At 41.7% G+C, this 25,055-nt stretch carries 19 protein-coding genes and 1 pseudogene; 6 read left to right on the top strand and 14 right to left on the bottom strand.

The window, feature by feature from the left end:
* Positions 1-20: 20 nt before the first annotated feature.
* From BV372_RS24035 to BV372_RS24015, 5 genes are all read right to left on the bottom strand, one after another.
* Positions 21-788, bottom strand: a complete 768-nt coding sequence (locus tag BV372_RS24035) for a peptidylprolyl isomerase (protein WP_086689014.1) — start codon at positions 786-788, stop codon at positions 21-23.
* 70 nt (positions 789-858) lie between these two features.
* Positions 859-2,397: an HlyD family efflux transporter periplasmic adaptor subunit gene (locus BV372_RS24030; protein WP_086689013.1), complete on the bottom strand. Its 1,539-nt coding sequence runs from the start codon at positions 2,395-2,397 to the stop codon at positions 859-861.
* A gap of 155 nt (positions 2,398-2,552) precedes the next feature.
* Entirely contained in the window at positions 2,553-5,672 is a 3,120-nt protein-coding gene (locus BV372_RS24025; protein ID WP_086689012.1) for a peptidase domain-containing ABC transporter, read from the bottom strand.
* 21 nt (positions 5,673-5,693) lie between these two features.
* On the bottom strand, positions 5,694-6,296 hold the full coding sequence (locus BV372_RS24020) for a helix-turn-helix domain-containing protein (protein WP_086689011.1): 603 nt from the start codon (positions 6,294-6,296) through the stop codon (positions 5,694-5,696).
* 939 nt (positions 6,297-7,235) lie between these two features.
* Positions 7,236-7,829 (bottom strand): MarC family protein, encoded by a 594-nt coding sequence (locus BV372_RS24015; protein ID WP_086689026.1) that lies wholly within the window; start codon positions 7,827-7,829, stop codon positions 7,236-7,238.
* A 213-nt stretch (positions 7,830-8,042) separates the two neighbouring features.
* On the opposite strand from BV372_RS24015, the gene BV372_RS24010 reads away from it, so the two are divergent.
* The gene (locus BV372_RS24010; RefSeq protein WP_086689010.1) at positions 8,043-8,858 is read left to right on the top strand and encodes a carbon-nitrogen hydrolase family protein; all 816 of its coding nucleotides are present in this window, start codon (positions 8,043-8,045) and stop codon (positions 8,856-8,858) included.
* A 132-nt stretch (positions 8,859-8,990) separates the two neighbouring features.
* On the opposite strand, the gene dhaL is transcribed toward BV372_RS24010, so the two are convergent.
* Positions 8,991-9,620, bottom strand: a complete 630-nt coding sequence (dhaL, locus tag BV372_RS24005; RefSeq protein ID WP_086689009.1) for a dihydroxyacetone kinase subunit DhaL — start codon at positions 9,618-9,620, stop codon at positions 8,991-8,993.
* 132 nt (positions 9,621-9,752) lie between these two features.
* Between dhaL and BV372_RS24000 the strand changes: the two genes are divergently transcribed.
* Positions 9,753-11,777: a glycosyl hydrolase family 28-related protein gene (locus BV372_RS24000; RefSeq protein WP_086689008.1), complete on the top strand. Its 2,025-nt coding sequence runs from the start codon at positions 9,753-9,755 to the stop codon at positions 11,775-11,777.
* A gap of 10 nt (positions 11,778-11,787) precedes the next feature.
* Here BV372_RS24000 and dhaK read toward each other — a convergent pair whose 3' ends face one another.
* Positions 11,788-12,861, bottom strand: a complete 1,074-nt coding sequence (gene dhaK, locus BV372_RS23995) for a dihydroxyacetone kinase subunit DhaK (RefSeq protein WP_086689007.1) — start codon at positions 12,859-12,861, stop codon at positions 11,788-11,790.
* Positions 12,862-13,058: 197 nt separating this feature from the next.
* Between dhaK and BV372_RS23990 the strand changes: the two genes are divergently transcribed.
* Both BV372_RS23990 and BV372_RS23985 read left to right on the top strand, forming a co-directional pair.
* Positions 13,059-13,433, top strand: a complete 375-nt coding sequence (locus BV372_RS23990; RefSeq protein ID WP_086689006.1) for a DUF433 domain-containing protein — start codon at positions 13,059-13,061, stop codon at positions 13,431-13,433.
* Positions 13,430-13,870: pseudogene (locus BV372_RS23985) on the top strand (ACP S-malonyltransferase). Before BV372_RS23990 ends, BV372_RS23985 begins: the two are co-directional and overlap by 4 nt.
* Before the next feature lie 54 nt (positions 13,871-13,924).
* Here the strand turns inward: BV372_RS23985 and BV372_RS23980 are convergent.
* The 7 genes from BV372_RS23980 to BV372_RS23950 all read right to left on the bottom strand — a co-directional run bounded on the left by BV372_RS23980 (position 13,925) and on the right by BV372_RS23950 (position 21,382).
* On the bottom strand, positions 13,925-14,515 hold the full coding sequence (locus BV372_RS23980) for an HMA2 domain-containing protein (RefSeq protein WP_086689005.1): 591 nt from the start codon (positions 14,513-14,515) through the stop codon (positions 13,925-13,927).
* A gap of 149 nt (positions 14,516-14,664) precedes the next feature.
* Positions 14,665-14,973 carry a DUF5132 domain-containing protein gene (locus BV372_RS23975; protein ID WP_086689004.1) on the bottom strand — a complete coding sequence of 103 codons (309 nt, stop codon included), beginning with the start codon at positions 14,971-14,973 and terminating at the stop codon, positions 14,665-14,667.
* A 72-nt stretch (positions 14,974-15,045) separates the two neighbouring features.
* The gene (locus BV372_RS23970; RefSeq protein ID WP_086689003.1) at positions 15,046-17,349 is read right to left on the bottom strand and encodes a heavy metal translocating P-type ATPase; all 2,304 of its coding nucleotides are present in this window, start codon (positions 17,347-17,349) and stop codon (positions 15,046-15,048) included.
* A gap of 106 nt (positions 17,350-17,455) precedes the next feature.
* A complete protein-coding gene (locus tag BV372_RS23965; protein WP_086689002.1) occupies positions 17,456-18,151 on the bottom strand; it encodes an HMA2 domain-containing protein in 696 nt (231 codons plus the stop codon).
* Between the two features lie 15 nt (positions 18,152-18,166).
* Positions 18,167-19,252 carry an HMA2 domain-containing protein gene (locus BV372_RS23960; RefSeq protein ID WP_086689001.1) on the bottom strand — a complete coding sequence of 362 codons (1,086 nt, stop codon included), beginning with the start codon at positions 19,250-19,252 and terminating at the stop codon, positions 18,167-18,169.
* 93 nt (positions 19,253-19,345) lie between these two features.
* A complete protein-coding gene (gene def / locus BV372_RS23955) occupies positions 19,346-19,879 on the bottom strand; it encodes a peptide deformylase (protein ID WP_086689000.1) in 534 nt (177 codons plus the stop codon).
* Positions 19,880-20,185: 306 nt separating this feature from the next.
* Complete coding sequence (locus tag BV372_RS23950) at positions 20,186-21,382, bottom strand: HhoA/HhoB/HtrA family serine endopeptidase (protein ID WP_256973428.1); 1,197 nt, start codon at positions 21,380-21,382, stop codon at positions 20,186-20,188.
* A 246-nt stretch (positions 21,383-21,628) separates the two neighbouring features.
* Between BV372_RS23950 and dnaA the strand changes: the two genes are divergently transcribed.
* Positions 21,629-22,996: a chromosomal replication initiator protein DnaA gene (dnaA, locus tag BV372_RS23945; protein WP_086688999.1), complete on the top strand. Its 1,368-nt coding sequence runs from the start codon at positions 21,629-21,631 to the stop codon at positions 22,994-22,996.
* A gap of 881 nt (positions 22,997-23,877) precedes the next feature.
* On the top strand, positions 23,878-24,369 hold the full coding sequence (gene infC / locus BV372_RS23940) for a translation initiation factor IF-3 (protein ID WP_086688998.1): 492 nt from the start codon (positions 23,878-23,880) through the stop codon (positions 24,367-24,369).
* The last annotated feature ends 686 nt before the right edge of the window (positions 24,370-25,055 follow it).

Here is a 25,055-nt window from a genome sequence, read left to right as displayed (position 1 = left end):
AATTGAATGTAAATAAACACTTAAGCAGGTTTTGCTAACTTTTGAGTATCAAGTTCAAGCTGTGCCATAACTTTAACTTCTTCTAGTTGTTGTTTTATCCAAGCAGAAAACAAATCTCCTAGTATCTTTAAGCGCAACTGCTCATTTAATTGAGGCTTGATAACTTCTTCAACCCAAATTAGATGAACTCCTGTTTGAGTAATAATTGGCTTGAGAACCTGAGGCGGACGAGCAGCAAAAACTGCCGCAGCAATTTCCGGTTTAAAATCCCTCCGGTAGCGTATCCCGTGATATCCACCAGTGCGGCGTGACTCTGGTTCTTGAATATATTGGCGAGCAATTTCAGGGAAGGTAATTTCATTTTCTTGCAAGGCATAAAACAATTCTAAAGCTAAGTCTTCTTCATCCAAAACCACTTCATAGGTGATAGCACCAACGAAATCAAGTTGATGTTCAACAAAGAATTTTTCAACTTGATCTGCAAATAAATGATTTGCTAACTTTGCAGAAAGCAGGTTAGTTTGGGCTATTTCTTCAAAATCATCTAGAGAAAGGTAATGTTTTTGTAGCCAAGCCCAGGTGTCATCAGCTTTTACGAGTCGGTTAGCTAGCCGCAAACTATCTGCTGCCTGCTGAAGTTCTTTTTGCTCTACTGTAATTTCTGCTTTTTTAACTGCTTCGGCAATAATTCTGCGAGTAGCTATTGCTTCCAATACATTAGGAATTTGACAGGTAAGCTTCATATGATGCAGAAGCTCTAGAGCAGATACATTCATGATTTTGGACATAATTTAATTCCTCATTAACAAAAATTAGTTATTTAAAAATAGGGTTTTTCTAAATCTAAATAACTATTAACTAAAGTTCTAATCCTCCTTTTTGCAACTTCTTAAATGGGTCTATAATAAAATCGATTATTCGACGCTGTCGAATAACTACTTCTGCGGTTGCTGTCTGACCCGGTGTTAAAGTAATACGTTTGTTTGCTGCCTGAATATAAGGATTATCTAAAGTGATATCCAATTCATAAGTTTCAATTTTTCCAGCGTTAGTTTCTTGAATTTTTGAGTCAGGAGATATCCAGCTTACTCGTCCTGTAACTATTCCATAATCTTGAAAAGGATAGGCGTCAAATTTAGTTTTCACTGGCATACCAATGCGCAAAAATCCACTTTGATTGCTAGCCATCTGAGCTTTAAGGATAAAAGCAGAATTTTTAGGCGCAATTTGGGCAACCATTTGACCTGGTTGGACAACAACTCCAGGTTTTTGAATAGGTAATTGAAAAATTATCCCATCAATTGGAGAGCGAACTATTCGTTGATCTAACTGAAAGTTATAAGCTAGAATTTGACTTTTAGTTTGAGAAATTTCTGATTTTAAAGAACCAATTTGCGTTTGTAAATCCTTTAATTGTTCTTGATTTTTTAATAAAGCTAATTGACCAGTATGAATCACACTTTGATAGCTACTTTGCTGCTCTTGTAAACGCAATTTCGCTTGATTAATATCTGCCTGTATTTGACTAATAAATGCTTGATAACGGCTTTGTTGTTCTTTTAGGCGCAAATTCGCCTGTTTTTGCTCAGATTCAGCTGCAATCTGCAATTTTTGGCTTTCATCGCCAAGTTTTTGCAATTCAACAACCTTGATTTGCGGTACTACTCCCATCTTCCAAAGTTGACGAAAGCGTTTAACTTCTGCTAAATCTCTACTCAAACGAGTTTTACTTAATGTGTAGGCATTTTGCGTACTATTAATATTTTGTTTAGCTTGATCGACTTGAGCCTGATTTTCTAATTTTTGTAAGTTATAGGTACTTTGTTTGGCATCAACATTTTGCTGTGCCTGTTGAACTTGAGACATTTTTTCTAACTCTTGAGCGCGGTTTTGCTGCTCTTGAACGTTAATCGACAGCATCACTTGATTTTTAATTAAATCTAACTGCGCCAATCGGCTTTGTTCACCTTCCAGCTTTGTTTGCGCCTGCTGCAAATTTGTTCGCAAATCATTAGATTCTAGTTCTACTAACACCTGTCCTGCTGCTACGGTTTGGCCTTCTTTTACCTTCACTGCAATGATGTTTCCAGGTACTGCTGCATCCAATCTTTGTGCTGATCCTTTGGGTTCTATCCGTCCTCTAGCGCTTCCTGTTTCATCAACTTTCGATAGCATCGACCAAGGTAATGCAATTCCCGCAAAGCCTAAAATTAGATACAGTAAAGAGCGTGTCCAAACTCTGGGTAAAGCATCTAGCAGTTCCTCAGTACCGTAAAACCAATCTTTGGCATCATTTTCTGATAAGTTATGATAATGATTTGCCGGAAAATTGCTAGCTGATTCTAGCTGTTGTTGTGGTGTAGTAAGAACCGACGAATTGTAAGATTGAGTTGGCATAATTTTTGACCATTAATTTTCTTTTTATATCCTTCCTAACCTTTGGCTAAGAAGGGCTAAAAAAAGACTCTGCTTCATGTGAATTACTCTTTGGACACAAGGCAGAGTCGGCTGTAATGCGTTACCAGACAACAACCAAGTCACCCAAGTCAGGCTCAAACTGTTTGAGCCAATTGTTGTTGGTTGAGGTAGTAGTAATAACCTTTTGTTTTGATTAATTCTTCATGAGAACCGCTTTCAACTAATGCACCCTTGTCTAAAACTAAAATCAAATCAGCATTGCGGATGGTGGAAAGGCGATGAGCAATAATGAGTGTGGTACGTTCTTTAGTTATTGTTTTCAGGTTGTTTTGAATGATGCGTTCTGATTCAGCATCAAGATGACTGGTGGCTTCATCTAATAATAAGATGGAGGGATTTCCTAACAAAGCACGAGCAATTGCTAAACGCTGTCGCTGTCCACCAGATAGTAGTCCACCACCTTCACCAATTGGGGTCTCATACCCCATTGGTAATTGCTGAATAAATTCATCTGCTCCTGCTAAATGTGCTGCTTCGATAATTTCTTCTAAAGTGGCTTCTGGATGAGCAATGCTAATGTTTTCGCGAATTGTACCGCCAAACAAAAAGGTATCTTGATCCACAACACCGATTTGAGAACGCAGCGACCTTAAAGCTATACTTGTTAAATCGTAATTGTCAACTAAAACTTTGCCTTCGGTGGCAGGATAAAGGCCTAAAATTAACTTAGAAAGGGTAGTTTTACCAGAACCGCTACGTCCTACTACTGCGACTATTTGCTCTGCTTTTACCTCAAAGTTGATATTTTGTAAAACATTTAGCTCACTTTCTGGATGATAGCGAAATGTGACGTTTTCAAACCGGATATAACCGCGCAATCTGGGAAGAAACTGCTTTGGTGAAGTTTGTAAATCTTCTTCAGGTTCGGTTTCTAATACATCATTAATTCGCTCACTAGAAATCATCACTTCTTGCAATTGATTCCATAGCACAGCTAAACGTTGAAATGGGCGAATTACATTACCAAGCAACATATTAAAAGCAATTAACTGCCCAATTGTTAGTTGATTTTGAATCACCAGCCAAGCCCCAAACCAGAGCAAGCTAGTAGTTGCTACAGTTTCGATAGTGGCGCTGGCAATTTGCAGTTGATTACTAATAATTTGCCCAGAAAAGCCTTTTTTAATAGACTGATGTAAACGTTCCTCCCATTTCCAGCGTACTGTCTGCTCAATTGCCATCGATCTAATAGTACTAATACCTGTCAGAGCTTCAATCAGGTAGCTACTTTCAGCAGCGATCGCATTAAATATTTCTCTAGATATGCGACGTAAAAATGGCGTTGCTAATACAGTAATCAATATTATAGGTGGCAAAATTACCAATACCAACAATGCCATTTTCCAGCTGTACCAAAACATTAACGCTATATAGATGAACACTGTTAACAAATCTAGAAAGATTGATAGTGATTCACCAGTTAAAAAGCGTTGAATCTTGTGATTCTCTTGGAGACGCGAAATAATATCACCGACGTAACGAGACTCAAAAAAGGATAAAGGTAACCGGAAAGTGTGTTTAATAAAACCCACAATCATCGACAAAGTAATTCGGTTTGCCGTGTGATCTAACAAATATTGCCGCAGTCCATTGATAGCAACTCGGAACAACCCAAAAATTAATAAACCTAAGCCCACAGCATGTAAGGTGAGAGTACTACCTTGCACAATTACTCGATCCAAAAGTAGCTGGGTTAATAGTGGTGTCACTAGCCCAAATACCTGAATAAACACCGAAGCAATCACCACTTCTAGCAAGACTAACCAATGTGGTTTGACTAACTCAAAGAATTGCCAAAATGGTGTATTCGCTTCCTCAGTTGCTTTTAGTTCAGATGTGGGCTGTAATAACAACGCATAACCAGTCCAGTTGGCTATGAATTCGCTGGGAGTAAGGGTACGTTGACCAATCGCTGGGTCACCTACAATTACACCTTTTTTGGTGATTTCATAAACAACGATGTAATGCTTTCCTTGCCAATGAGCGATCGCAGGCAGCGGTTGTTGTGCTAATTTGTCGAAACTAGCTCTTACAGGTCGTGTAGAAAAGCCAATAGTCTCTGCGGCTGCTGCTAAACCCCGCAATGATGCACCACTGCGGCTGGTATTAGCTATATCTCGTAGGCGATTTAAACTAAAATTTTTACCCCAATAGCGTCCAATCATTACCAAACAAGCCGCCGCACAGTCAGAAGCACTTTGCTGTTGAAAGAATGGATAACGCTTGCTAATCCGCCCCCACCAATGGCTGATGGTGACAGTTGGGTTGGGAAAGTAGGCCCGGCGTCTGGATGCTCTTCTTTGTGTTTGATGCGATCGAGTAGGGAATGAATAAGATGTAGGAGTACGAGAACGAGAATCTAAGGGGAAATTTTCTCTATATCTGAGAACTTCCTCATCTTCTGACAGTGTATCTTCTTCATCCTCTTCTTCCGAATCCTTGGCATCAGAAGTAACAAACTCTGTTAATTGAGGTAGATGTTGTAGTGCTGTTTGCCAGTCTAAATGACTCAGACTGTAAATTACTGTTGGTTGAATTGCTTGCCAACCACCGCCTCTACTACTGCGACCGGAAGGGGTATAAATTATCCCAGGGGTCAGGGTGCGACCATCTGAATGCAGTAATTCCCCACGCCGTAACAGCCATAACTTGCTGTCTTGAGTAAGTGGTGGTAGTAAGTAGCCAATTTCGAGATCATGTCGTTGAAATAGAGACAAAACTTTCAGCATTTCCTCTACAGAGACGATGCGAGGATCTGAAGAATTCTGAGTACATAACAAAAATAAATCCCATGCTTCTGCTTGGTGATACAGATGCTCCCGAATATGGGGGTATCTGCTAATTAAGCCTTGCAACACATCGCCTGGAAGATAACCAAGCTTTAAATTAGCAGAAGCTCTAGCATTGTAAAGGCTAAATTCTGCTTCTGGAAATAGAGTCAAATGACCAAATGAATCTCCTGCTGAAAAGGTAGCTATTAAATTATCGGATGTATCTAGCAATCTGACTTTACCTGTTAAAACCAAGTAAATTCCCGGTTCTGCGCCTGCTGTTCGCCAGAACAATTTGGCGATTTGTGGTTCATGAATTTTTATTGCTTTGACAGAGTCTAGTAATTCCTGTTCTGAAAGATTTGCACCCAAGGTTTGGGTGAGTTGTTCAGCCAGTTTAGTTTGGGAAAATTCTGAAGGCATAAACTCACCTAAAAGACAGAATTAGTTATTTGTTCCACTTAGATTAAGTGACCATTGGAAACTAGACTCACAGGGTAATTGCAGGTCATCAATGATAATTCCAGAATCCTTGGTGTTAGCAGTTGCTGATTGAGCAATATGATGTTTTCGTTTCGTAGACAACCCCATTTGTTTGAGTAAGCGATTGATATGGCGATCGCTAATTTCAACGCCCAATTCATTTGCTAAATGTTTGCTTAACCAATGAGCCGTCCAGCAATGAAATGGATAACCATAATCACGTGGGCTATGGTTGACTAATTCCTTCAATCGTTCCAAGTATTCCTCGTTAACGCTCCGTGGTCTGCCTATTGGTTGTTCGTGCCAATTGTGAGCTAAACCTGATTTAGCCATTCCAATCCAATACCTTGCCATATGCGGAGAGCAGCCTAAGATCTGGCAAATTTGAACTTGAGATTTACCTCTATCTGCAAGCAACATAATTTCAATGCGACGGCGATATTCTGGTTGCAAATCTACTTGCAGATTTTTGATTAAAACTTTTCGTTGAAAAGGCGTGAGAAACTTGCTTTCAGCCTTTTCATAGCTATCAAACTCGTAGAGTTCACTGAGATAACTGGACATAATTACTATCAGTTTTTTTAACTGAAAAACCTGGGAATTGTATATACAGAAGAGTATGTGAAATCCTCAATACTGAGATTTCACATATAGATATATCTGCCAATAAAAGGAGATATTGATCTACTTTGAAAGTGATTATCTGTTTTCTAGTTTCCTAGAAGACCAGCCCTGTGGTGCAATACGAATTTGTTTAAGCTAATGCCTATGCTTACAAGCACTAAATTACTCATTAACGAGAAATTTTTCAGGAAATACAATAGTGATTGAAAGTAGAGACATAACGATTACATTAAAGTTTAATCCCACCTTAACCTTCTATCCAATGACAGAAATATTGATCACACTAGTTTGTTAGCAAAATCACATTTTTTTTTATTTGAAGCTTAATTACTTATAACTGTGAGGAAAAATATATTAAATTAGAGTTTTATTCCTTTAGCTATGCTAAAAATGACAAAATTATGCTAGCTAGCGAAAATACCCGGATTTTTTAGGATATAACAGCTATGCTGTTGAGCCTGGCAGAATACTTAAGTTATTAGATATAAGCCAGTGATATCATGTCCGGCAAATTACTTTTGATAGATCATTGTGAGTGGAGCCTAAACGTCTACCCCTACAGAGAAGCAAACTAAGCGCACAGCTTTCCGCAGAGTAAAAATCACACGGGTTTGAGATTGCTGCGCTTCATTTCATCACGCTCGCAATCACCGTAAATATTTTTGTCCAGTTACTTATAACGCAAAGATGCAAGGAATTTTTGCGATCGCAATTATGCAAACATGATATTACACAGCTAATTGCATATTTAGAGCGCAGCTGATATGGCGAGAAGAATTGATGCTTTTTCTCAAAAATTAAAACTATGCAACTTAAATTTGCATTAGCTAAATAGGTAATCCCAATTGCGATCGCAAAGAGGTAGTAGGAAAAATTTTTCTAGTTAAAGAACAACTCTCGAATTCCTGCACTACCCACTTCCACCGCCAGCGCCGCCAACAGAAAACCGAAAAGCTGAGTCACAATCACCCCGCCTTCCGCACCAATCCATTTGTCGATGTAGGTTCCCAGACGCAAAATCAACCAGCTAATGAACATTGCCCCCACAATACCTAATACCACCCCGAGATGTGGGCTGGGAGATCTTGAGGTTAATAACATCACCGTTGTCAAAGTGCCTGGCCCAGCTAACAATGGCAAAGCCAAAGGTGTAATTGCGATATCGCGCCCTTCCTCTGTAATTGGTGTATTTAGTTCTCCCCGTAACATTTGCAAAGCAATTAAAAGCAACAACAGCCCCCCAGCTACTCGCAAAGATGCCATGCTGATTTCCAAATAGGTCAAAATTAATTGCCCCGTGAAGGCAAAAAGCAACAGAACTGCGATCGCAACGATAATAGCTTTATCTATGACTTTGTTTCTGTCTTCTGGTGTCATGCCTTTGGTTAAAATCAGCACTATCGGTATATTACCTATAGCATCCGCTAGGACAAATACAGCAATAAATGTTTGAACGAGAGCAGAGGTATCCACAGCAGATAGCATTTATCAACATTTGATAACAACCTACCTTGAAAAGTACCCATTTTCCTAACACCTATAGGAAGATTAAGCTTAGACCATAAGGATTACAAGCTTCTTAAACAAAAGCAAGGCTAACGTATGTCTAACTGAGTTCCACAGATCTTTAAGTAACGATATATTTGAGAATCTACCTCACACAATTCATTGTTTATTGTCGAATCTATGAAGCCTTATTTAGCAGCCGCTATCCAATTAACTAGTGTGCCCGATTTATACAAAAACTTGGCACAGGCAGAAGAATTAATTGAACTTGCCGTGGGTCGAGGTGCTGAATTAGTGGGTTTGCCAGAAAACTTTTCTTTTATGGGAGAAGAAAAAGACAAACTCGCTCAAGCAGAGGCGATCGCCCGTGAAAGCGAAATATTTCTTAAAAAAATGGCCCAGCGCTTTCAAGTTACCATCCTCGGCGGTAGTTTTCCAGTGCTTGTAGAAAACACAGGCAAATTTTATAACACAACTGTACTCATCGACCCCAACGGTCAAGAGGTTTCTCGCTATTACAAAGTACATCTATTTGATGTTAATGTCCCTGACGGCAACACCTATCAAGAATCCAGTACAGTCATGGCTGGTACCCAACTTCCTCCTGTGCATTTCTCAGAAAAACTGGGTAATTTGGGACTGTCTATTTGCTATGATGTCCGCTTCCCGGAATTGTACCGACATCTAGCAGGCAAAGGAGCCGATGTTATTTTTGTTCCAGCTGCCTTTACCGCTTTCACTGGCAAAGACCATTGGCAAACATTACTACAAGCCAGAGCTATTGAAAACACTTGTTACGTGATTGCTCCTGCTCAAACCGGCACTCATTACGCCAGACGCCAAACCCACGGACACGCCATGATTATCGACCCTTGGGGGATGATTTTAGCCGATGCTGGCGAGCAACCAGGAATTGCGATCGCAGAAATCAAACCCACCCGCCTAGAACAAGTCCGCCGTCAAATGCCTTCTTTACAACACCGGATATTCAATTAATCAATAAGAGACGTTAGATGTAACGTCTCTAGAAAATTTTAATTGTTGAGACAAGGGGATAGCCTGAGGACAAGGGGGACAAAAGAGCAGGGAGAAGAAATGCTTGACCAATAACTAATGACAAATGACTTTTTAACTTTGTACTACTGTCAACAAACACTTCAACATTAAATAAGCAGAAGTAGCCCCTGGATCTTGATGCCCGATACTCCGCTCTCCCAAATAGCTGGCTCGTCCCTTCTTCGCTAACATTGGTGTTGTATCTTTCATCCCCTGTTCAGCGGCTACTACTGCTTGCTGCAAAGCTGTCACTGTGCCTTTACCCCCAATCACAGCCTGTTCAAACGCCACCACTGCTGGAGATAGGGCATCCACCATTGTCTTATCTCCCAGTTGCGCCTTACCACGCTGAAGCACACCATTCAAACCAGACTGAAGTAATCTTTGCAAATCCTGCTCAGTCAGTTCTTGCTTGTCAGTTACATCTGCACTAGCTCGCAAAAACCATGTCCCATAAAGAGGACCACTCGCACCCCCAATACTAGAAATCAAGGTCATACTGACTGCTTTTAAAATACTGCCGATGTCCTTGTCTGCGACACTTGGTAACTGACTAATCACTTTTTTGAAACCGCGATCCATATTAATACCGTGGTCAGCATCACCGATCGCTGCATCTAATTCAGTCAAATATTCTTTATTTTGCGCTATTTCGGCAGCAAATGCTTGTAACCATTGCAAAATCTGCTCTTTACTTACCATATGTAACCTCTTATCCCTAAGTTTGGTAATATTGGCCAAGGTATCGTAGCAATATATCCGAATTTTTACGGCTACGTTTGTTTAGTTCGTGTAAGAGTAGGAAGTAAAAATTAGCCAAGGGAATATGCGTTTATGATCCGTTCTCGGGCATTAGTCTTAAAACTACTCCCTCTATTATTCTTAATAGCTTTCCTAACTACTACTTGCGTTGACCCTAGCAAAAATAGTGAAAATCAGATTGTCGCTCTTGGTGCTGTCAGTGCAAAACCTCAAGAGGAAATTATTTATCCACAGAATGCAAGTGTCATCAATGTAACTTCACCAGAATTTGGGGCTATACCCAATGATGGTCAGGATGATACCCAGGCTATTCAAAAAGCACTGAGTAAGTTTCCCAGTGGGGGACGATTTATCTATCTACCCAATGGTGTGTATAACATCTCTAATTCTCTACATTGGCCCACAGGTGAGCGTTATCGCTCCGACTACAGGCGAACAATTTTGCAAGGGCAAAGTAAAGATGGTGTAATTATTCAACTCCAGGATAAATCTCCCAACTTCCAAAACTCTAAGCAGCCTAGACCAGTTATCTCGACAGGTTTTGACCCAGATATCAATCCCAAGTCTGAAGATTTCAAGGCGAGTCTGGTAGCACAACGCTTCGATAATTCAGTGAGGAATCTCACTATCAATGTTGGCAAGAGTAATCCTGGAGCAGAAGGACTAAATTTTGCCGCTAATAATCAAGGAGCAGTACGTAGCGTTAAAATTATCTCTGCTGACAGGCAGGGAACAACTGGTCTAGCACTAACTCATGGTGAAGTTGGCCCCTTGCTGGTGGAAGATGTTGAGATTGTCGGATTCGATAACGGGATACTGACGAACAACAGTATTAACGGCGTTTCGTTGCAGAACATCACAGTACGCGAACAGAAACGAGCAGGTATCTACAATGGCGGGCAAGTAATCAGCCTTGAGGGTTTTAGTAGTTTTAATTCAGTGCCAGCAATTATCAACGGCAGAAATCCTAATGAAGGTAACGATCCAGGAAGTACATTAACGCTGGTGAATGCCAAACTCATCGGTCGTGGTAAAGCAAAAACTCTCTCAGCAATTACTTCTGTTGGGTTCATCTATGCCAGAAATGTAGTATCTTCTGGCTACAAAAACGTTCTCTCCAGTAATGCGCGAAATGCCACGAAGACTCTCAACAACGCTGTAATCAATGAATTTACGTCTCACCCTATTGTTTCCGCTTTTCCTTCACCAAAGCGGAGATCAAAGGGGTTGCAGAAGGCATCGCTGCAACTGCCGATTAAGCAATTTCCTAAGCTAGCTTGGGGTAACCCAAAAACCTGGGTCAGCGTCGAGAAGTTTGGCGCAAAACCAAACGATCAAAAAGATGATACAGATGCTTTCCAAGCAGCAATCGATTCTGGTGCAACCACAGTATTAGTGCCACAAACTGGGACATTTACAATTAATGGCTCTCTGCGACTCAGAGGTAAAGTGCGAAGATTTACAGGAACGCAGGGATGGATTGAAGGTAATGGCGAGATCGTTGCAGAAAAAGGCACCCAACCAACCTTGATTATTGAAAACTTTTTTGTTGGATTTGGCTCAAAATTGAAATGGATAGACGTTTCTAATCGTACTGTTGTTTACCGTAGTGTTACGCATCTTGACTTAGAAAGCAAAGGAAATGGAGATCTATTTATTGATGATGCTGTCATGGGCAAACTGAGATTCCTCAACCCGGCTCAGCACATTTGGGCACGCCAGCTAAATCCTGAAGGAAATGCTGAAACTAACATAGTTAATAGTGGTGCTAAACTTTGGATTCTTGGTTTTAAGACAGAGCAGGGTAAAACAAAAATTGAAACCATCAACGGCGGCTTAACTGAACTTCTCGGTGGTTTAATTTATGCTGCTGGTAAGCAAGATCCAAAAGATCCGCTCTTTCGGATTGTCAATTCTTCTTGCTCTTTCGCTGGCGTTGCTGAGGCAGTTTTTGATCAAGATACGTATCAAATCTGGGTTGAAGAAACACGCGGCAATACTACCAAAACAATGACTAGAGCCAAGATTCCTGGCAGAGCAACCGCTAACGGAGTAGTTATGTTGTTGTATACAGGTTTTGACAAGCTACCAAAGTAATTAAATTGGGTTAAAAGCCCCAACGTAAGCTCGGCGTTTTGACTGGAGCATCCCAGAGCCGTAGCATTTCATCATCTAGCTTCAACAGGGTAATTGAACATCCTTGCATTTCCAAAGATGTGATGTAAGGACCAATGAGATTGCGAACAATTTGCAATCCATTTTGTTCGCAGATTTGGGCCAGTTTGCGATAGACAAGATACAGTTCCGAAATAGGAGTACCACCCATACTATTAACAAAAGCTAACAAGCGATCGCCTGTTTGTAATGGTGGATCTATCAGTTCTATATCTACCCATTCCCCTTGGACTTCATCCCACTCCCGCACTGTGCGGCTATAGCCTATATCCTCAATAATTGCTCGCGCCAAACTCTCGGTAATCTCATCTACTGTTTGTAAAGCAATGCGTTCCCTACCAGGTTCACCATGAATCCCAATACCAATTTCTAATTCGCGATCGCCTAATGCAAATGTTGGTGTACCTTTAGCTGGTACTGTGCAAGAACTCAAAGCAATTCCCATACTCCGCCCATGCAAATTAACCCGACGGCACAAATCTGCTATTTTCCGCAAATCATAACCTTGCTCTGCTGCTGCGCCACAAATTTTTTCTGCTAGTACCGTTGTGCCCACGCCCCGCCGTCCTTGAGTATAAAGGCTATCTTTGACTGCCACATCATCATCAATCAAGATATTCAGCACGCGGATACCTTCACTTTGAGCCAATTCCGTTGCCATCTCAAAGTTCATCACATCGCCACTGTAGTTTTTGACGATATAAAGGATACCAGCCCCACCATTGACTTGCTTGGCTGCTGCTAGCATTTGATCAGGGGTAGGTGAAGTGAACACCTCTCCTGGACAAGCTGCATCAAGCATTCCCCTACCAACAAAACCAGCGTGCATCGGCTCATGTCCGCTACCACCACCAGAAATAATTGCGACTTTCCCCTGTATAGGTGCATCGGCTCGATAAACAAAGGTGGGATCGTAACTCACCTGGATTAAATCCGCATGAGCCGCCGCCATACCTTCTAAACTTTCCCGCACAAAGTCTTCTGGCTTGTTAATCAGTTTTTTCATAGTTCCTTACTGCTGAAGAAGATGCAATAACCCAGCATCAAAAACTATGTTACTTAGATAGATATATGCTAATAAAGTTCAGTTTAGGAAAATTATTTGTTGCGGCAAGCACGAGAAGCCGCAAATTACTTTTGCTTAAAACTTAAACTTCAATATGTGCAGGGTAATATAGAGTCAATCTTCCAGGAGGTAAAGGGATGACTCTGGCATCGAATGGACAAACAGGCATCATTCGTACAGAACGTGGACTAATGATCGCAGGTACACGCATCACTATTTATGATGTGATGGATTATTTGAAAGCTCAATACCCATCCAGGTTGATTCGCGAAAAACTGTCTTTGAATGATGAGCAGGTCAACTCGGCGCTAAACTACATTGCGTCGCATGGCGATGAAGTCGAAGCAGAGTATCAGGAATTTCTTCAAACAGCAGAGGAAATTCGTCAATATTGGGAAGAGCAAAACCGCGAACGGTTTGCCAAGATCGCAGCCATACCTCCCAAGCCAGGTCAGGAAGCTCTTCGCGCAAAACTCCAAGCCTGGAAAAAGCGCATTGAATCCCAATCATGAACTTCTTGATCGACTACAACTTGACAGGTGATGCTGTTCTATTCTGGGGAACTCTTTCGGCTGAAGGTTGGCTTGACCTATTACCAATTCGTTTCTTTACGTTTGAAGAGGTCGGGTTACCAATGGATAGTGATGATGTCTAACGACAAGCCGCTTCTCTTCGAGAGGCTTCGCCAACGCGTCTACGTGTCGTTTGGCGATTTGCGCAAACAAACCAGATGATCTTGATTACAGCGAATCGAAACATGAAAGGATCTGACTCTTTAGAGCAAACAATGCGCGAGGAGAATACAACTAATTCCCTACCAATCTTCACAATTGGAAACCCCGATCGTTTTGATGAGCGTAGCTATCGGGAAAGATGTGTCACTCGTCTCATCGAAATCCTGTTTGATCTCGAAAACTACATGGGAGCAGGTCGGATTTTTATTCCGTAGGCCTTTTAGTGTGGGAAATCATCCTTATTAGCCTCAAATATCTGCATAGGCTGGTTATGATTTCCCATACTCGCTGTTGGTTTGTGGTTGTCTGCTAGTATTCAATTTGATAAAACTGTCGAAGGCATACCATCCCAAAACATACCAAGGAATCGTTTCAAATTGCAGACCTTTAATCAGCAATTGCCTGACGGAAAGGATACTCAGCCCTAAGGGAAATAAAAAGCGCAGATCCATAGCACCGTTTGTTGCTTGTTGTACTCGTTTATTTAAATCAACTACTGCATTTGAGACGCCTGCGGATGCTTCAGTGCTACCCTGACTAATATCGGCAAAGATAATTCCTAGATCCTTGAGTGTACTTAGGACGTTTTCTAAACTGTCATCACCGCGATCATGATTGATGAGAATACTACCGCGATCAATATTGGTTCTTACTTGACTAACGTTAGGTTGTGCTTCTAGTAAATTGGCAATTTTTTGCATTTTCCCAGCTTGGCGATCGCCTGGTGCAATTCTCAGCCTCAATCGCCCTGGAGTATCACTAATTATTTTGGTAGATATAAGTTTAGATGGCCTATTTATAGCTGTTTGCTCTATTATTTTCGGCATTTGGGTGAGATTGCCATAATTATTTGTACTCACAAACTACCCTCCTACGAATTTACCTATAGTTATTATTGGGAACCACAGATAAACACAGATGCACACAGATAACTAATCAGTGTTTATCTTTGTTCATCTATGGTTTCATTTTCACAAAAGGCGCGATCGCCGCGCCTCTACTTACAGATTTAGCCACCATTATCCAAAGTGCGATCGCCCGGAGTGCTAGCAGCTTCAAATGCTGGTGTTTCTCTATCTTCAGCAATTTCGGCCCTTGCTTCAGCTACCATATCTTCCCAGGTTTCACCAAGTTCAGCAAAGGCTCCTTTGCTCTTTTCATAAGCAAGAATTCCGCCTTTAATTAATGATTTGGCTAATGGTTTACCAATTCCTGCTACTACAGGAAGGAGGACGGGTGCCAGCAATACTGCTCCAATACCGGCTATAATTCCGGGAGCGCCAGCGTCTTCAACAAAGTCAGTGATTTTAGGTGCCATAGTTAAATTACCTCTGGTAAAGTGGAAACTTGTAGGAAAGCTTTCTACCGTAGACTACTCAGCATATTTAGTTCATCTTGCCGATGGTAGAGCTTTCTTTGGTGAATGTTTTAAAATTGGGCGCAAACCGTTGATGCCTGCGACTACGGTTGAACCGTTGTTGACTACGGTTGCAGCTAGGGGATTTAAACCAAAAATAACGGCTATGAATAATGCTCCTAAGTTAGGAACAGCAACAATACCTGTATTTTGGTTAATTAATTGCTTGGCTTGGCGCGCGATCGCGATCGCCTCTAGTAAACCATGCAAATTATTCTCCATCAGCACTACATCTGCGGTTTCGCGGGCAATTTCCGAACCATTGGCAAAGGACACGGAAACATCAGCGTAGGCTAAAGCTGGCGAATCATTAATCCCATCCCCAACAAATGCCACTGTCTTACCTTGTTCGTGTAGTGCACGAACAACTGCGGCTTTCTGTTCGGGGAAAGCTTCGGCATGAGTATTTGCCGATGGTATCCCTAGTTCTGCGGCCACTGTATTGGCTGTTTGCCTATTGTCTCCGGTGAGCATATGAACTTCTACACCTTCGACTGTCAATAACTGGTTAATTACTTCCCGACTTTCTTTACGCAGAATGTCACTATATTTGATTTTACCTTGAAGTTGACCGTTGCTAGCTACATAAATCATTGAAGCTGAGCGCTTGGAATGGCCATTTTGCTGTGCCATTTCAATGCCTTGCTGACGTAAAAAGCGATCGCTACCTACGTAAACAGTCTCGCCGTCAATTTCTGCTTGCACTCCCAAACCGAGTTGATAGTTCCATTTCTGGCGGTTGGGAATTGTCACTTTCTTAGCTTCGGCATAACGAATTATGGCTTCGGCTACTGGGTGCGTCAGTCGTTGTTCGGCCGCTGCTGCTAATTCCAGTACTCGCGTAGTTGACGTTGCTGGATTGAGACTTTCCACACCAATAACAGTCACTTCTCCTTTAGTTAGAGTGCCTGTTTTATCAAACACAATCGTGTCAACTGCGGCTAGCTGTTCTAATGCCCGTCCACTACGGATGAGAATGCCGTGCTTGGCTGCATAGGTAAGTGCTGCTAAAACTGTAGTCGGTACAGATACTCGAATACCTGTAGCAAAGTCTAGAGTCAGTACACTAGCTGCCCGTATTGGGTTACGAGTTGCGGCAAATACGGCTGCTCCTAGTAGCAAAGTTGGCACCACTGCTCTTTCAGCAATTTTTGTGGCATAGTTTTCCATGCGCGTATCGTGGACAGGTGCTTCTTGGATTAATTTAATACTCTGTCCAGCACGAGTATCATTGCCTACCCATTCAGCTTGAATATAAATCCGTCCCTCGCGCACCAAGGTAGAAGCAAAAACCGTTTGTCCCTTCTTTTTCAAAACTGGCATGGATTCACCAGTGAGTTTTTGCTCATCCAGCAAAGCTTTACCCCGCAAGATAGTACCATCTACTGGGACTTGCTCGCCAGGATAGACAATAACTGTATCGCCTCGCAGTACATCTTGGATAGGGATTTGTTGTTTCTCGCCATTGCGTTCTACCCAAACAAACTGCCCTAAAGAATTGAGTAAATCCAAAGTTTGGAGTTTGGAAGAACGAGCAGTGCGATCGCGAATGTTCTCCCCAACTTCAATTAAACTCAGCATCAGCGATGGCGTGAGAAAATGACCTTGGACGGTAGTAATAGCGATCGCCATTAAATCCAAAAAGTCGATCGTGAGTTTGCGCTGTGCTGTAATTCCTACTAATGCTCTTTGAAGAACTGGTAAGGTTGCTAGAGCAATAGTTCCCGCTACCATAATTGGTGGAATCGATAATCCTAACGGCCCTCCTAGCACCGCTAAACCAGTAGCGACAGCAGAAAGTTGTAAACCAGGCCAGGAATTTTCTGTATCGGTTGAAGATTGCGTAATCGCTGGTTTATTTACAACTGTGATGACTATTGTGGGATCGCTAGTAGTCAAGATCAGATGAATCAAATGCGATCGCATCTTGGACTCTGACATTTGTCTAGGTTGATAAGTCACAACTAGCGACGCCGCCGCTGGCTTGATCCGCGCACTTATAACTAAAGAATCTGCTTCCAGCAATGCTTGGAGACGTTGAGCATAGTCTCGATCGTGGCGTAACCGAGGCACGCGAAACCGTATCCTTCCTCGTGTGACATGAACAATGCTGTAAGCAACTTGGGTAATCTGCCTGCGGTTGTGTCCGTTGTTGTCGGTGAACGTAACTTTTCCATTCTGTTCTTTGACTAAAGCAACGTTCTCGTGATGCTTCTCGACAATCTCAGGCACTATTGGCGTAGGCGGTGATGCTAATTGAACCCTAGGTTTTACCATTCCTTGTCTCTCAGATAGAGTTGATGAAACTTGATGACTCTGACTTAAAAGAGCAAAATAGCCCCCAATCTGATGAGATTGGTTGGCTGATGGTTATTTTTTTGTGTCAAATTCTGCTGGAGGCGTGTTTGTTCGTCATTGCGCGATCGCTAGCAGATTGAATCAGATTCGCTAAATGGGATACGATTGTTTCCCAGATGTTTTGCATTCGTTTCTGAGAATCCTTGACAGTTTTATAGGTAATCACAATTGATGCCGCATTCCGATTCACTCGCTCACTGGTTACTGCCGGATCTGCTTTGAGTAAAGCTTCTAAAGATTGAGCATATTGGGGATCTGAGGCAATTCGAGGTACATGAAACCGTACCCGTCCGGGAATTGCATGGGCAATGGTATAGGCTACTTTGGGATATTGCTCAGTTGGGAGAGTCTCACTATCAGGCTGAGACTGGTGGTGGTAATTGGCTGTTTGCTTTGTTACGACTTCTGTATCTCTGGCAGATTGTAACAGATCGGCAAAATGCGATCGCATTTCCACATCCGATATTACCCCAGGTTTGTAGGTAATCACAATTGACCCAGCAGTGTAATTCACTTGCTGGCTAACTACCCAAGGTTCTGCTTCTATCACTTCTAGCAGGCATTGGAGATAGTTTAGATCTTCAGTAATCCTGGGTATACAAAATCCTACTTCTCCGGGAAGTGCATAAGTAATGCTGTAAAATTCCCTAGCAGCGTGGTTGTTGGTATCAATAGATTTTTCGCTGGGGTACGCTCCCATTTGCGATGTTGCACCCTTCATTAGTTACCTCCCCTCTCATTCTGGAAATGTCCCTAAAGGAAAGTTCGCCATAAAGGCTAAAGAATAAGACAAGGTGTTAGGCTTCAGATTTGCCCATATTGATATCTCTAGGCTTTTGTCTTCAGGAGTTTCAGTTGACTGAATTCCTTCTTCTGGAATAGGTTGCGGTTCTGTTATCTTGATCGGATTGGTAGGCGGGTGCGTTTGTAAAGCCAATTCCATTAAGTTTACCCAATGGGCTAGGCTAATCTCACTCGACTGATAGGCGATCGCTACCGATGCAGCACTATAATTTATGCGCACGCTGGTTACTTGTGCATCCGTTTTCAGTAGCCTTTCTAGTCGTCTACCATAGGCTCGATCTTTGGCGATTGAAGGCACATGAAGTCTAATCCGTCCGGGAATTGCATGGACAACACTATAAGCAATTTTGTCAGAGGATGCTGATTTGCTGTCTATTTCTGATGATGAGACTTGTGGAGATTTGCTAGTGCTGGTTTCTGCGCCCGACATTTCGGATTCTATAGAACCAATTACCCAACGAGTTGCATTTGCCGCAATCATATAGACGGGAATTGATGCTACACCGCTGATCCCCAGTCCGCCTGTGACTGCTAACCCTGTCATCAAGGGAATCAAGGAAATTGTTTGCTGTTTCCAAAAATCCACAGATTTCCATTCAGCAAACAGATCTTCCTTACTGAGTGACTCATCAGCAGAAATTTGATAAATGCCAAATTCTTCAAGTTTCTCTAATATCTGCGGTAATGACAGCTGATGGGGATCAAATGCGATCGCCAAACTACCTGTCTGCTGATTAACAGTTATTTCCTTGACTCCGTTCTGTTGCTGTAAGCATTGGGATATAGCCTCTAGTTGGGATTCCAAGCCACTCTCTTGAGCGCGGATGCGCACACGCCCATTGCTGGCATGAACTATTCGTAATCCCTCCAGAGAAACTCTCCCTTTTGACTGTGCCTCTGTTACACTGCTGTCAGTATTCAGTTTTCTTTCATCGCTCTCACTCTGAGCAGAGATTAAGCCAGAAGTTTCTTGCGGCTGCGGACTTAACCTGTCGCGACTACTAATAGTATTGGTCATTTACCCGATAGCTGAATTAAGCCAAAGGTTAACAATAGGTTAAATATAACCTGAGCTTCGGTTTACAGCTTCATTCTTGAGAACTATTTTCGGTTAAGTATTGTTAACTATACGTTGTTGGTATTCCTGCTCTGTAATCATGTCCTGATTACTCTCCAAGCGATCTACAAACACGATGCCATCGAGGTGGTCATATTCGTGTTGAAAAATCCGCGCGACAAAATCAGTTAATTCTTGTTGTTGTAATTTGCCATTGCGATCGGTATATTCAACTTCAATTGCCTGATACCTGGGAACGAATCCCCTAATACCGGGAACGCTCAAACAACCTTCCCAACCTTTAACTACTTCAGTGGAATGGGCAATAATTTTGGGATTAATCATGGCAGTCGGTGCCATTTCTGGGGCGTTGGGATACCTAGGATTAGGACGGGATGCCACAATAAATAAACGATATGATTCTGCGATTTGTGGCGCAGCAATTCCCACACCATTAGCTTGAGCAACGGTTGCCAATAAATCGTCAATCAGGTTTTGGATATCCTGGTCTTGAATATTATCAATCAAGGTGGCTTGTTGGCGCAGTATGGGGTTACCTAATTGAATAATTGGCACTAATTGAGCCATCAGATAAACTCCTTTGGAAATGAACAATAATTAGTTGTTAGTAATGATGAGACAACTTGCGAACATCTAATTTTTTATTTTAAACCTCAAATAAACACACATACTTTATCGGTGTTTATCTGCTGTGGTTCCATTTTCTTAAAATTCGCCTTTGCAACAGACGCCATTAACTAAAGTGAGCGCAAAACGCAAGCTACGTGAGCACCAAAAAAGATGAAAACTTTGCCTTATTTTCAAGACAAATTTATTTCTCAGTAATTAGCCATCGCTAATTACATATTATCAATTCCCAACTGGAATGTAGAATTAGCTTTCACGCCGCACTGGTAAAGGTGCAGGCTTTACTGCTACTTGAGTAATTTGACCATTGCGTTCAACTTGCATTTGCAAAGGATTACCAATTTTGCTATTTTCCACAAGCCTTTGCACTTCTTCTATTTTGTTAACAGACTGATTATTAATACTACGAATCACATCACCACTTTTTAGCCCAGCAATAGATGCGGGAGAGCGGGGAACAACATTAACTAATAAAACGCCTTTATCGGTTGTGAGATTAATGCGATCGCCTAATTCATTATTAATTCTTTCCTTAATTTCTGGTGTCAGCGTCACCATTTGAATACCTAAATAAGGGTGATCGACCTTGCCGTTAGCGATCAATTCTTGGGCAATTTTTTGTGCAGTATTGACAGGAATCGCAAATCCTAAACCCTGAGCGCCGCGAATAATAGCTGTGTTCATTCCGATCACTTGACCGCGAACATTCAACAGTGGTCCACCAGAGTTACCGGGGTTAATTGCGGCATCAGTTTGAATATAATCAACGCGCTTGTCGCTAGCGCCAATATCACTGCTAGAGCGGCCTGTGGCACTAATAATTCCAGATGTCACAGTATTGTTCAAACCTAAAGGATTACCAATAGCAATTACTGCTTCTCCTGGTTGCAAAGCATCAGAGTTACCTACAGAGAGAGTTGGTAGGTTATTAGCATCAATTTTAATTACAGCCACATCTGTTACTGGATCTTCTCCCAGCACTTTGCCGTTAAAAGTCCGACCATCTTTGAGAGTAACAGTTACAGTGTCAGCACCGTCTACTACGTGCGAATTAGTCAAAATTTGACCAGAGGAGTTAATAATAAATCCGGAACCACTACCCCGTTCTACCCGTTGTCTGGGTTGCGGTGGTACTGTATCGCCAAAAAATCGCCGGAAAAATGGATCTTCAAATTCTTCTGGTGTCTGGGAAGATACGGTTCTGGAAGAATCAATGCGAACCACAGCTGGTCCTACCTTTTGCACCACTCTTACCACAAAGTTAGGATCGCTAGAGGATGAAAGAATGGGCGGTGGAGCAATTGCTACCTTGGGAGTAGTTGTGTTTTGAGGCTCTACCTGAGCCTGTGCATCATTTTTTTGCGTCTCAAAGGTCTTGGCGGGTAAAAGAGCACAACCACCAAGGCATACCACGGCGCTTACCTTAAATAGCATCGACATCATACTAGTTTTTTCCTGCCTCTGAGGTAAACCTTTAGTAACAATATCTTGGGTTGCACAAATACAGTTGTTTATCTTCATGTGTCTTTGCTACTCCGTGTTAGTCAGTGGGTGGTAGGATGTTGCCTACCGGGTATGCCCCAAAATGATTACAACTTAAAAGCTTGTTCCAGGTCTAGAGCATGTGAATGCTAAATTGGTGCTTGCTTATATCTTCTATTGTGACGATTAGCAGCAAAGGTGGTAAAAATGGAAACTCACATAGACAATTTGTGGAGTCAGGTACTAGAGCGATTGCAGCTAGAACTATCCCGTCCCACCTTTGAAACTTGGATTAAAACTGCTAGTGCAGAGCGATTAGAAAATAATTGCTTAGTGATATGCACCCCTAATCCTTTTGCACGTAATTGGTTACAGAAATATTACATCAACACCATTGCTAATGTTGTGCAAGATATTCTAGGCCATCCTGTAGAAATTTACATTACTGTTGCTAAAGGTGATGAATCTCATTTGCATGAACGAGAAGTTTCTCAGGCAATACCAGCCCAAAGTAGTGTTTCTGAAAGTATTGCTAAAACAAAACAAAAAACTACTGAATTAAACGTAAAGTATGTATTTTCAAGATTTGTAGTTGGTGCGAACAATCGTATGGCTCACGCTGCCTCGTTAGCAGTTGCCGAATCTCCAGGTAGAGAGTTTAACCCTTTATTTTTATGCGGTGGTGTCGGTTTAGGTAAAACTCACCTCATGCAAGCTATTGGACATTATCGTTGGGAAATTTGTCCTGATTCTAAAATATTCTATGTTTCAACTGAGCAGTTTACTAATGATTTAATTACAGCAATCCGTAAGGATAGTATGCAAAGTTTTCGAGAGCATTATCGGGCTGCTGATGTGTTGTTAGTAGATGATATTCAATTTCTTGAAGGTAAAGAGTACACCCAAGAAGAATTTTTTCATACTTTTAATACTTTACATGAAGCTGGCAAGCAAGTTGTTATAGCCTCAGATCGCCCTCCTAATCAAATTCCCCGCCTCCAAGACAGACTTTGTTCGCGGTTTTCTATGGGTTTGATTGCCGATATTCAAACCCCCGATTTAGAAACTAGGATGGCAATTCTCCAGAAAAAAGCCGAATATGAACAAATAAGGCTTTCTAAAGATGTAATTGAGTATATTGCCTCTAACTTCACTTCTAATATTCGAGAGTTGGAAGGAGCTTTAATTCGGGCGCTCGCTTACATCTCTATTTGGGGTTTGCCAATGACAGTGGAAAGTATCGCCCCAGTTTTAGAAACCCCAAGCGAGAAAGCAGCAGCTACTCCAGAGGTAATTTTAAAGGTAATAGCTGATACATTTGATCTCTCAATTGAAGACATTAAAAGCAATTCACGACGTAGAGAAATTAGCTGGGCACGTCAAATAGGAATGTATCTCATGCGGCAACACACTGCTCTGAGTTTGCCTAGAATTGGAGAAGAGTTTGGTGGTAAAGATCATACAACGGTAATTTACAGTTGTGACAAAATTGCCCAACTGCGAGAAAGCGATCGCACTTTAGCAACTACTCTCCGTCAACTGAGCGATCGCATCAACATGAATAGCCGCTCCTAACAGTCAACTTAATAATTAACTTTCCGTTTTCCACAGCCGTCACTATTGGCATTCGTCTTTACAGTCGAGTAATTTACCAAGAATATTAAGCTAAGTATAAAAATATATTAAAATTTAATTAGCTTTTGGAAGAAAATTATTTTTTGTGGAAAATTTTGGGGAAAAGTTGAGAGTTTTGAGTAAAAACTTAAATTAAGTATAATTACCCTGTGGAAAAGTTAGGGGGTTTTTCCACAAGTTTTCCACAGATAGTAAGTGACGTAACTACCCAAAAAATAAATCAAGGAAAAGTTATCCACAATTTCCACAGCTATTAGCTTGAAAATAGACGCGGGTACAATGAGACAGGAAGACAGGGTGAATTAGATTTTCTCGTAAATGGCTGACTTGAAAAGCAAATAACGCAGAGAAGTCTGATCGTCGACAGCTAGCGCTCATGACTTCGGGAAGACAAGGAAAAAATAACTAATGGCAAATAACCGTAAGTCTTCCACACCTGTGATGAAAAATATTAGTTCGCTCAGTTTAAACACCCTTGCAATCAAAATCTTCAGAAGTATTTACAAGCAAAGTTACAGATAATATTGCTTGTGAAGCTTATTAGCAGCGAGTCTTAGCTATTCTCATTGCAAATTTGCATAGTACGCAATTTGAGTAGGTACTGCTGAAAATGTTGGGGATGGTTAATCGGGCTTTGAGTTCTTAAATTACGTTGTGGCAAGGAATAGCTTTATGTTAGCTGAGAAAAACTCTACACTAATGATATATGCGTTTGTCTAACCAAGTAAGAGAGTATTGTTTCTACACATCAATTCATAGTTAGGTTGTGTTACATTGACATTACTTGCACTCGCGAAGTATTGAAAAATTGAGAGGAAACCATTATCGTAGTCCAAAAGCAACTAATTAACTCGCAAATCAAGTCACCTCAAGTCTTCTTGATTGACCATGAAAATAACAATCGTGGTCTGACTGACACCCAGGAAGCTCTACAACTAGCACAGAGCGTAGAGCTTGACCTAGTTCTAGTCTCAGAAGGTAAAGAGGCTCCAGTTGCCAAGATTCTCAACTTTGGCAAGCTTCAGTATCAAAAGAAAAAGCGTCAGGGACAAAGTGCTAGACCCACTGTAAAGGAAGTTCGGTTCCGTCCAAACGTGGGTGCAGCCGATTACAATTTACGCATCGAGCAAGCGCTTGGGTGGTTGAGTAAAGGCGATTCAGTGAAGTTTGCCATTCGGTTACGAGGTCGAGAACATCAATATCGTGAAAAGGCTGGAGAACTACTAGATCGCATTGTCAGCGATCTCAGTCAAGTAGGTAAAGTTCAATCACTCGATAAACGCTCACTGATTGCTCAAGTTATTCCTGCCTAAATTAATTTTTCTAGCATCATATCTCGATCGCCCCAAGCTCTAAGAAGAAATCCCCAAAGTCATGCACTGGCTACTATGATGCTGGCTATTGCAGTAACCGAATGTAAAAGCGCATAGGGTACTTGGGGAAAACTGATGTCAGAGCATGGGTTTTACAAATTATAGATATGTGTTGGCTTTGAATACCTTGTAATATATTCACGGCAACCCCAAAGTAGCCTAAGTACAGCAGGGGTTTTTGTACTTCAAATCAGCTACTCTTGACTGCTAAGACCCCGATTCAGCAATCAAAATCAGTCAGAAATCCTCATCCTTTTGTGGGTGAGGATTTTGTCATTGGTCATTGGCAAAGATATTTTTAGACTGCTCAAAAGGGGACAGGGCATTAAACCTGATAAAAAACCACTGACAACTAATAACTGACACCTGACACGCGTTCGCGTAGCGTCCCACAGGGAAACGCAGTAAAAAGAGCAGACAAAAGCAGATAACTGATACCAATTTGAAAAATGATTGCGACAGATAGATTCGCAGAAGCTATACACAGAAGGCAATCCACAATCCAAAATCCGTCTTGAAAAGTTTGCTCAACGGGGGGAACCCCCGCATGCAACGCCAGTTGCTTTAAGCCGGGAAACCCTTTCGGCAGTTCCTCCTGGGGGAGACCCCCAAGACCGGACTGCCTC

This window comes from Nostoc sp. T09 (assembly GCF_002154695.1).
GTDB lineage: Bacteria > Cyanobacteriota > Cyanobacteriia > Cyanobacteriales > Nostocaceae > Aulosira.
The sequence above is the reverse complement of the archived record's forward strand: the minus strand, read 5'-3'. Positions and strand labels throughout refer to the sequence as shown.

Bases quoted from the DNA above. Each gene is read 5' to 3' on its own strand.
- BV372_RS24035 (WP_086689014.1), bottom strand. From the start codon at position 788: ATGTCCAAAATCATGAATGTATCTGCTCTAGAGCTTCTGCATCATATG.
- BV372_RS24030 (WP_086689013.1), bottom strand. From the start codon at position 2,397: ATGCCAACTCAATCTTACAATTCGTCGGTTCTTACTACACCACAACAA.
- BV372_RS24025 (WP_086689012.1), bottom strand. From the start codon at position 5,672: ATGCCTTCAGAATTTTCCCAAACTAAACTGGCTGAACAACTCACCCAA.
- BV372_RS24020 (WP_086689011.1), bottom strand. From the start codon at position 6,296: ATGTCCAGTTATCTCAGTGAACTCTACGAGTTTGATAGCTATGAAAAG.
- BV372_RS24010 (WP_086689010.1), top strand. From the start codon at position 8,043: ATGAAGCCTTATTTAGCAGCCGCTATCCAATTAACTAGTGTGCCCGAT.
- dhaL (WP_086689009.1), bottom strand. From the start codon at position 9,620: ATGGTAAGTAAAGAGCAGATTTTGCAATGGTTACAAGCATTTGCTGCC.
- BV372_RS24000 (WP_086689008.1), top strand. From the start codon at position 9,753: ATGATCCGTTCTCGGGCATTAGTCTTAAAACTACTCCCTCTATTATTC.
- dhaK (WP_086689007.1), bottom strand. From the start codon at position 12,861: ATGAAAAAACTGATTAACAAGCCAGAAGACTTTGTGCGGGAAAGTTTA.
- BV372_RS23990 (WP_086689006.1), top strand. From the start codon at position 13,059: ATGACTCTGGCATCGAATGGACAAACAGGCATCATTCGTACAGAACGT.
- BV372_RS23975 (WP_086689004.1), bottom strand. From the start codon at position 14,973: ATGGCACCTAAAATCACTGACTTTGTTGAAGACGCTGGCGCTCCCGGA.
- BV372_RS23970 (WP_086689003.1), bottom strand. From the start codon at position 17,349: ATGGTAAAACCTAGGGTTCAATTAGCATCACCGCCTACGCCAATAGTG.
- BV372_RS23965 (WP_086689002.1), bottom strand. From the start codon at position 18,151: ATGAAGGGTGCAACATCGCAAATGGGAGCGTACCCCAGCGAAAAATCT.
- BV372_RS23960 (WP_086689001.1), bottom strand. From the start codon at position 19,252: ATGACCAATACTATTAGTAGTCGCGACAGGTTAAGTCCGCAGCCGCAA.
- def (WP_086689000.1), bottom strand. From the start codon at position 19,879: ATGGCTCAATTAGTGCCAATTATTCAATTAGGTAACCCCATACTGCGC.
- BV372_RS23950 (WP_256973428.1), bottom strand. From the start codon at position 21,382: ATGATGTCGATGCTATTTAAGGTAAGCGCCGTGGTATGCCTTGGTGGT.
- dnaA (WP_086688999.1), top strand. From the start codon at position 21,629: ATGGAAACTCACATAGACAATTTGTGGAGTCAGGTACTAGAGCGATTG.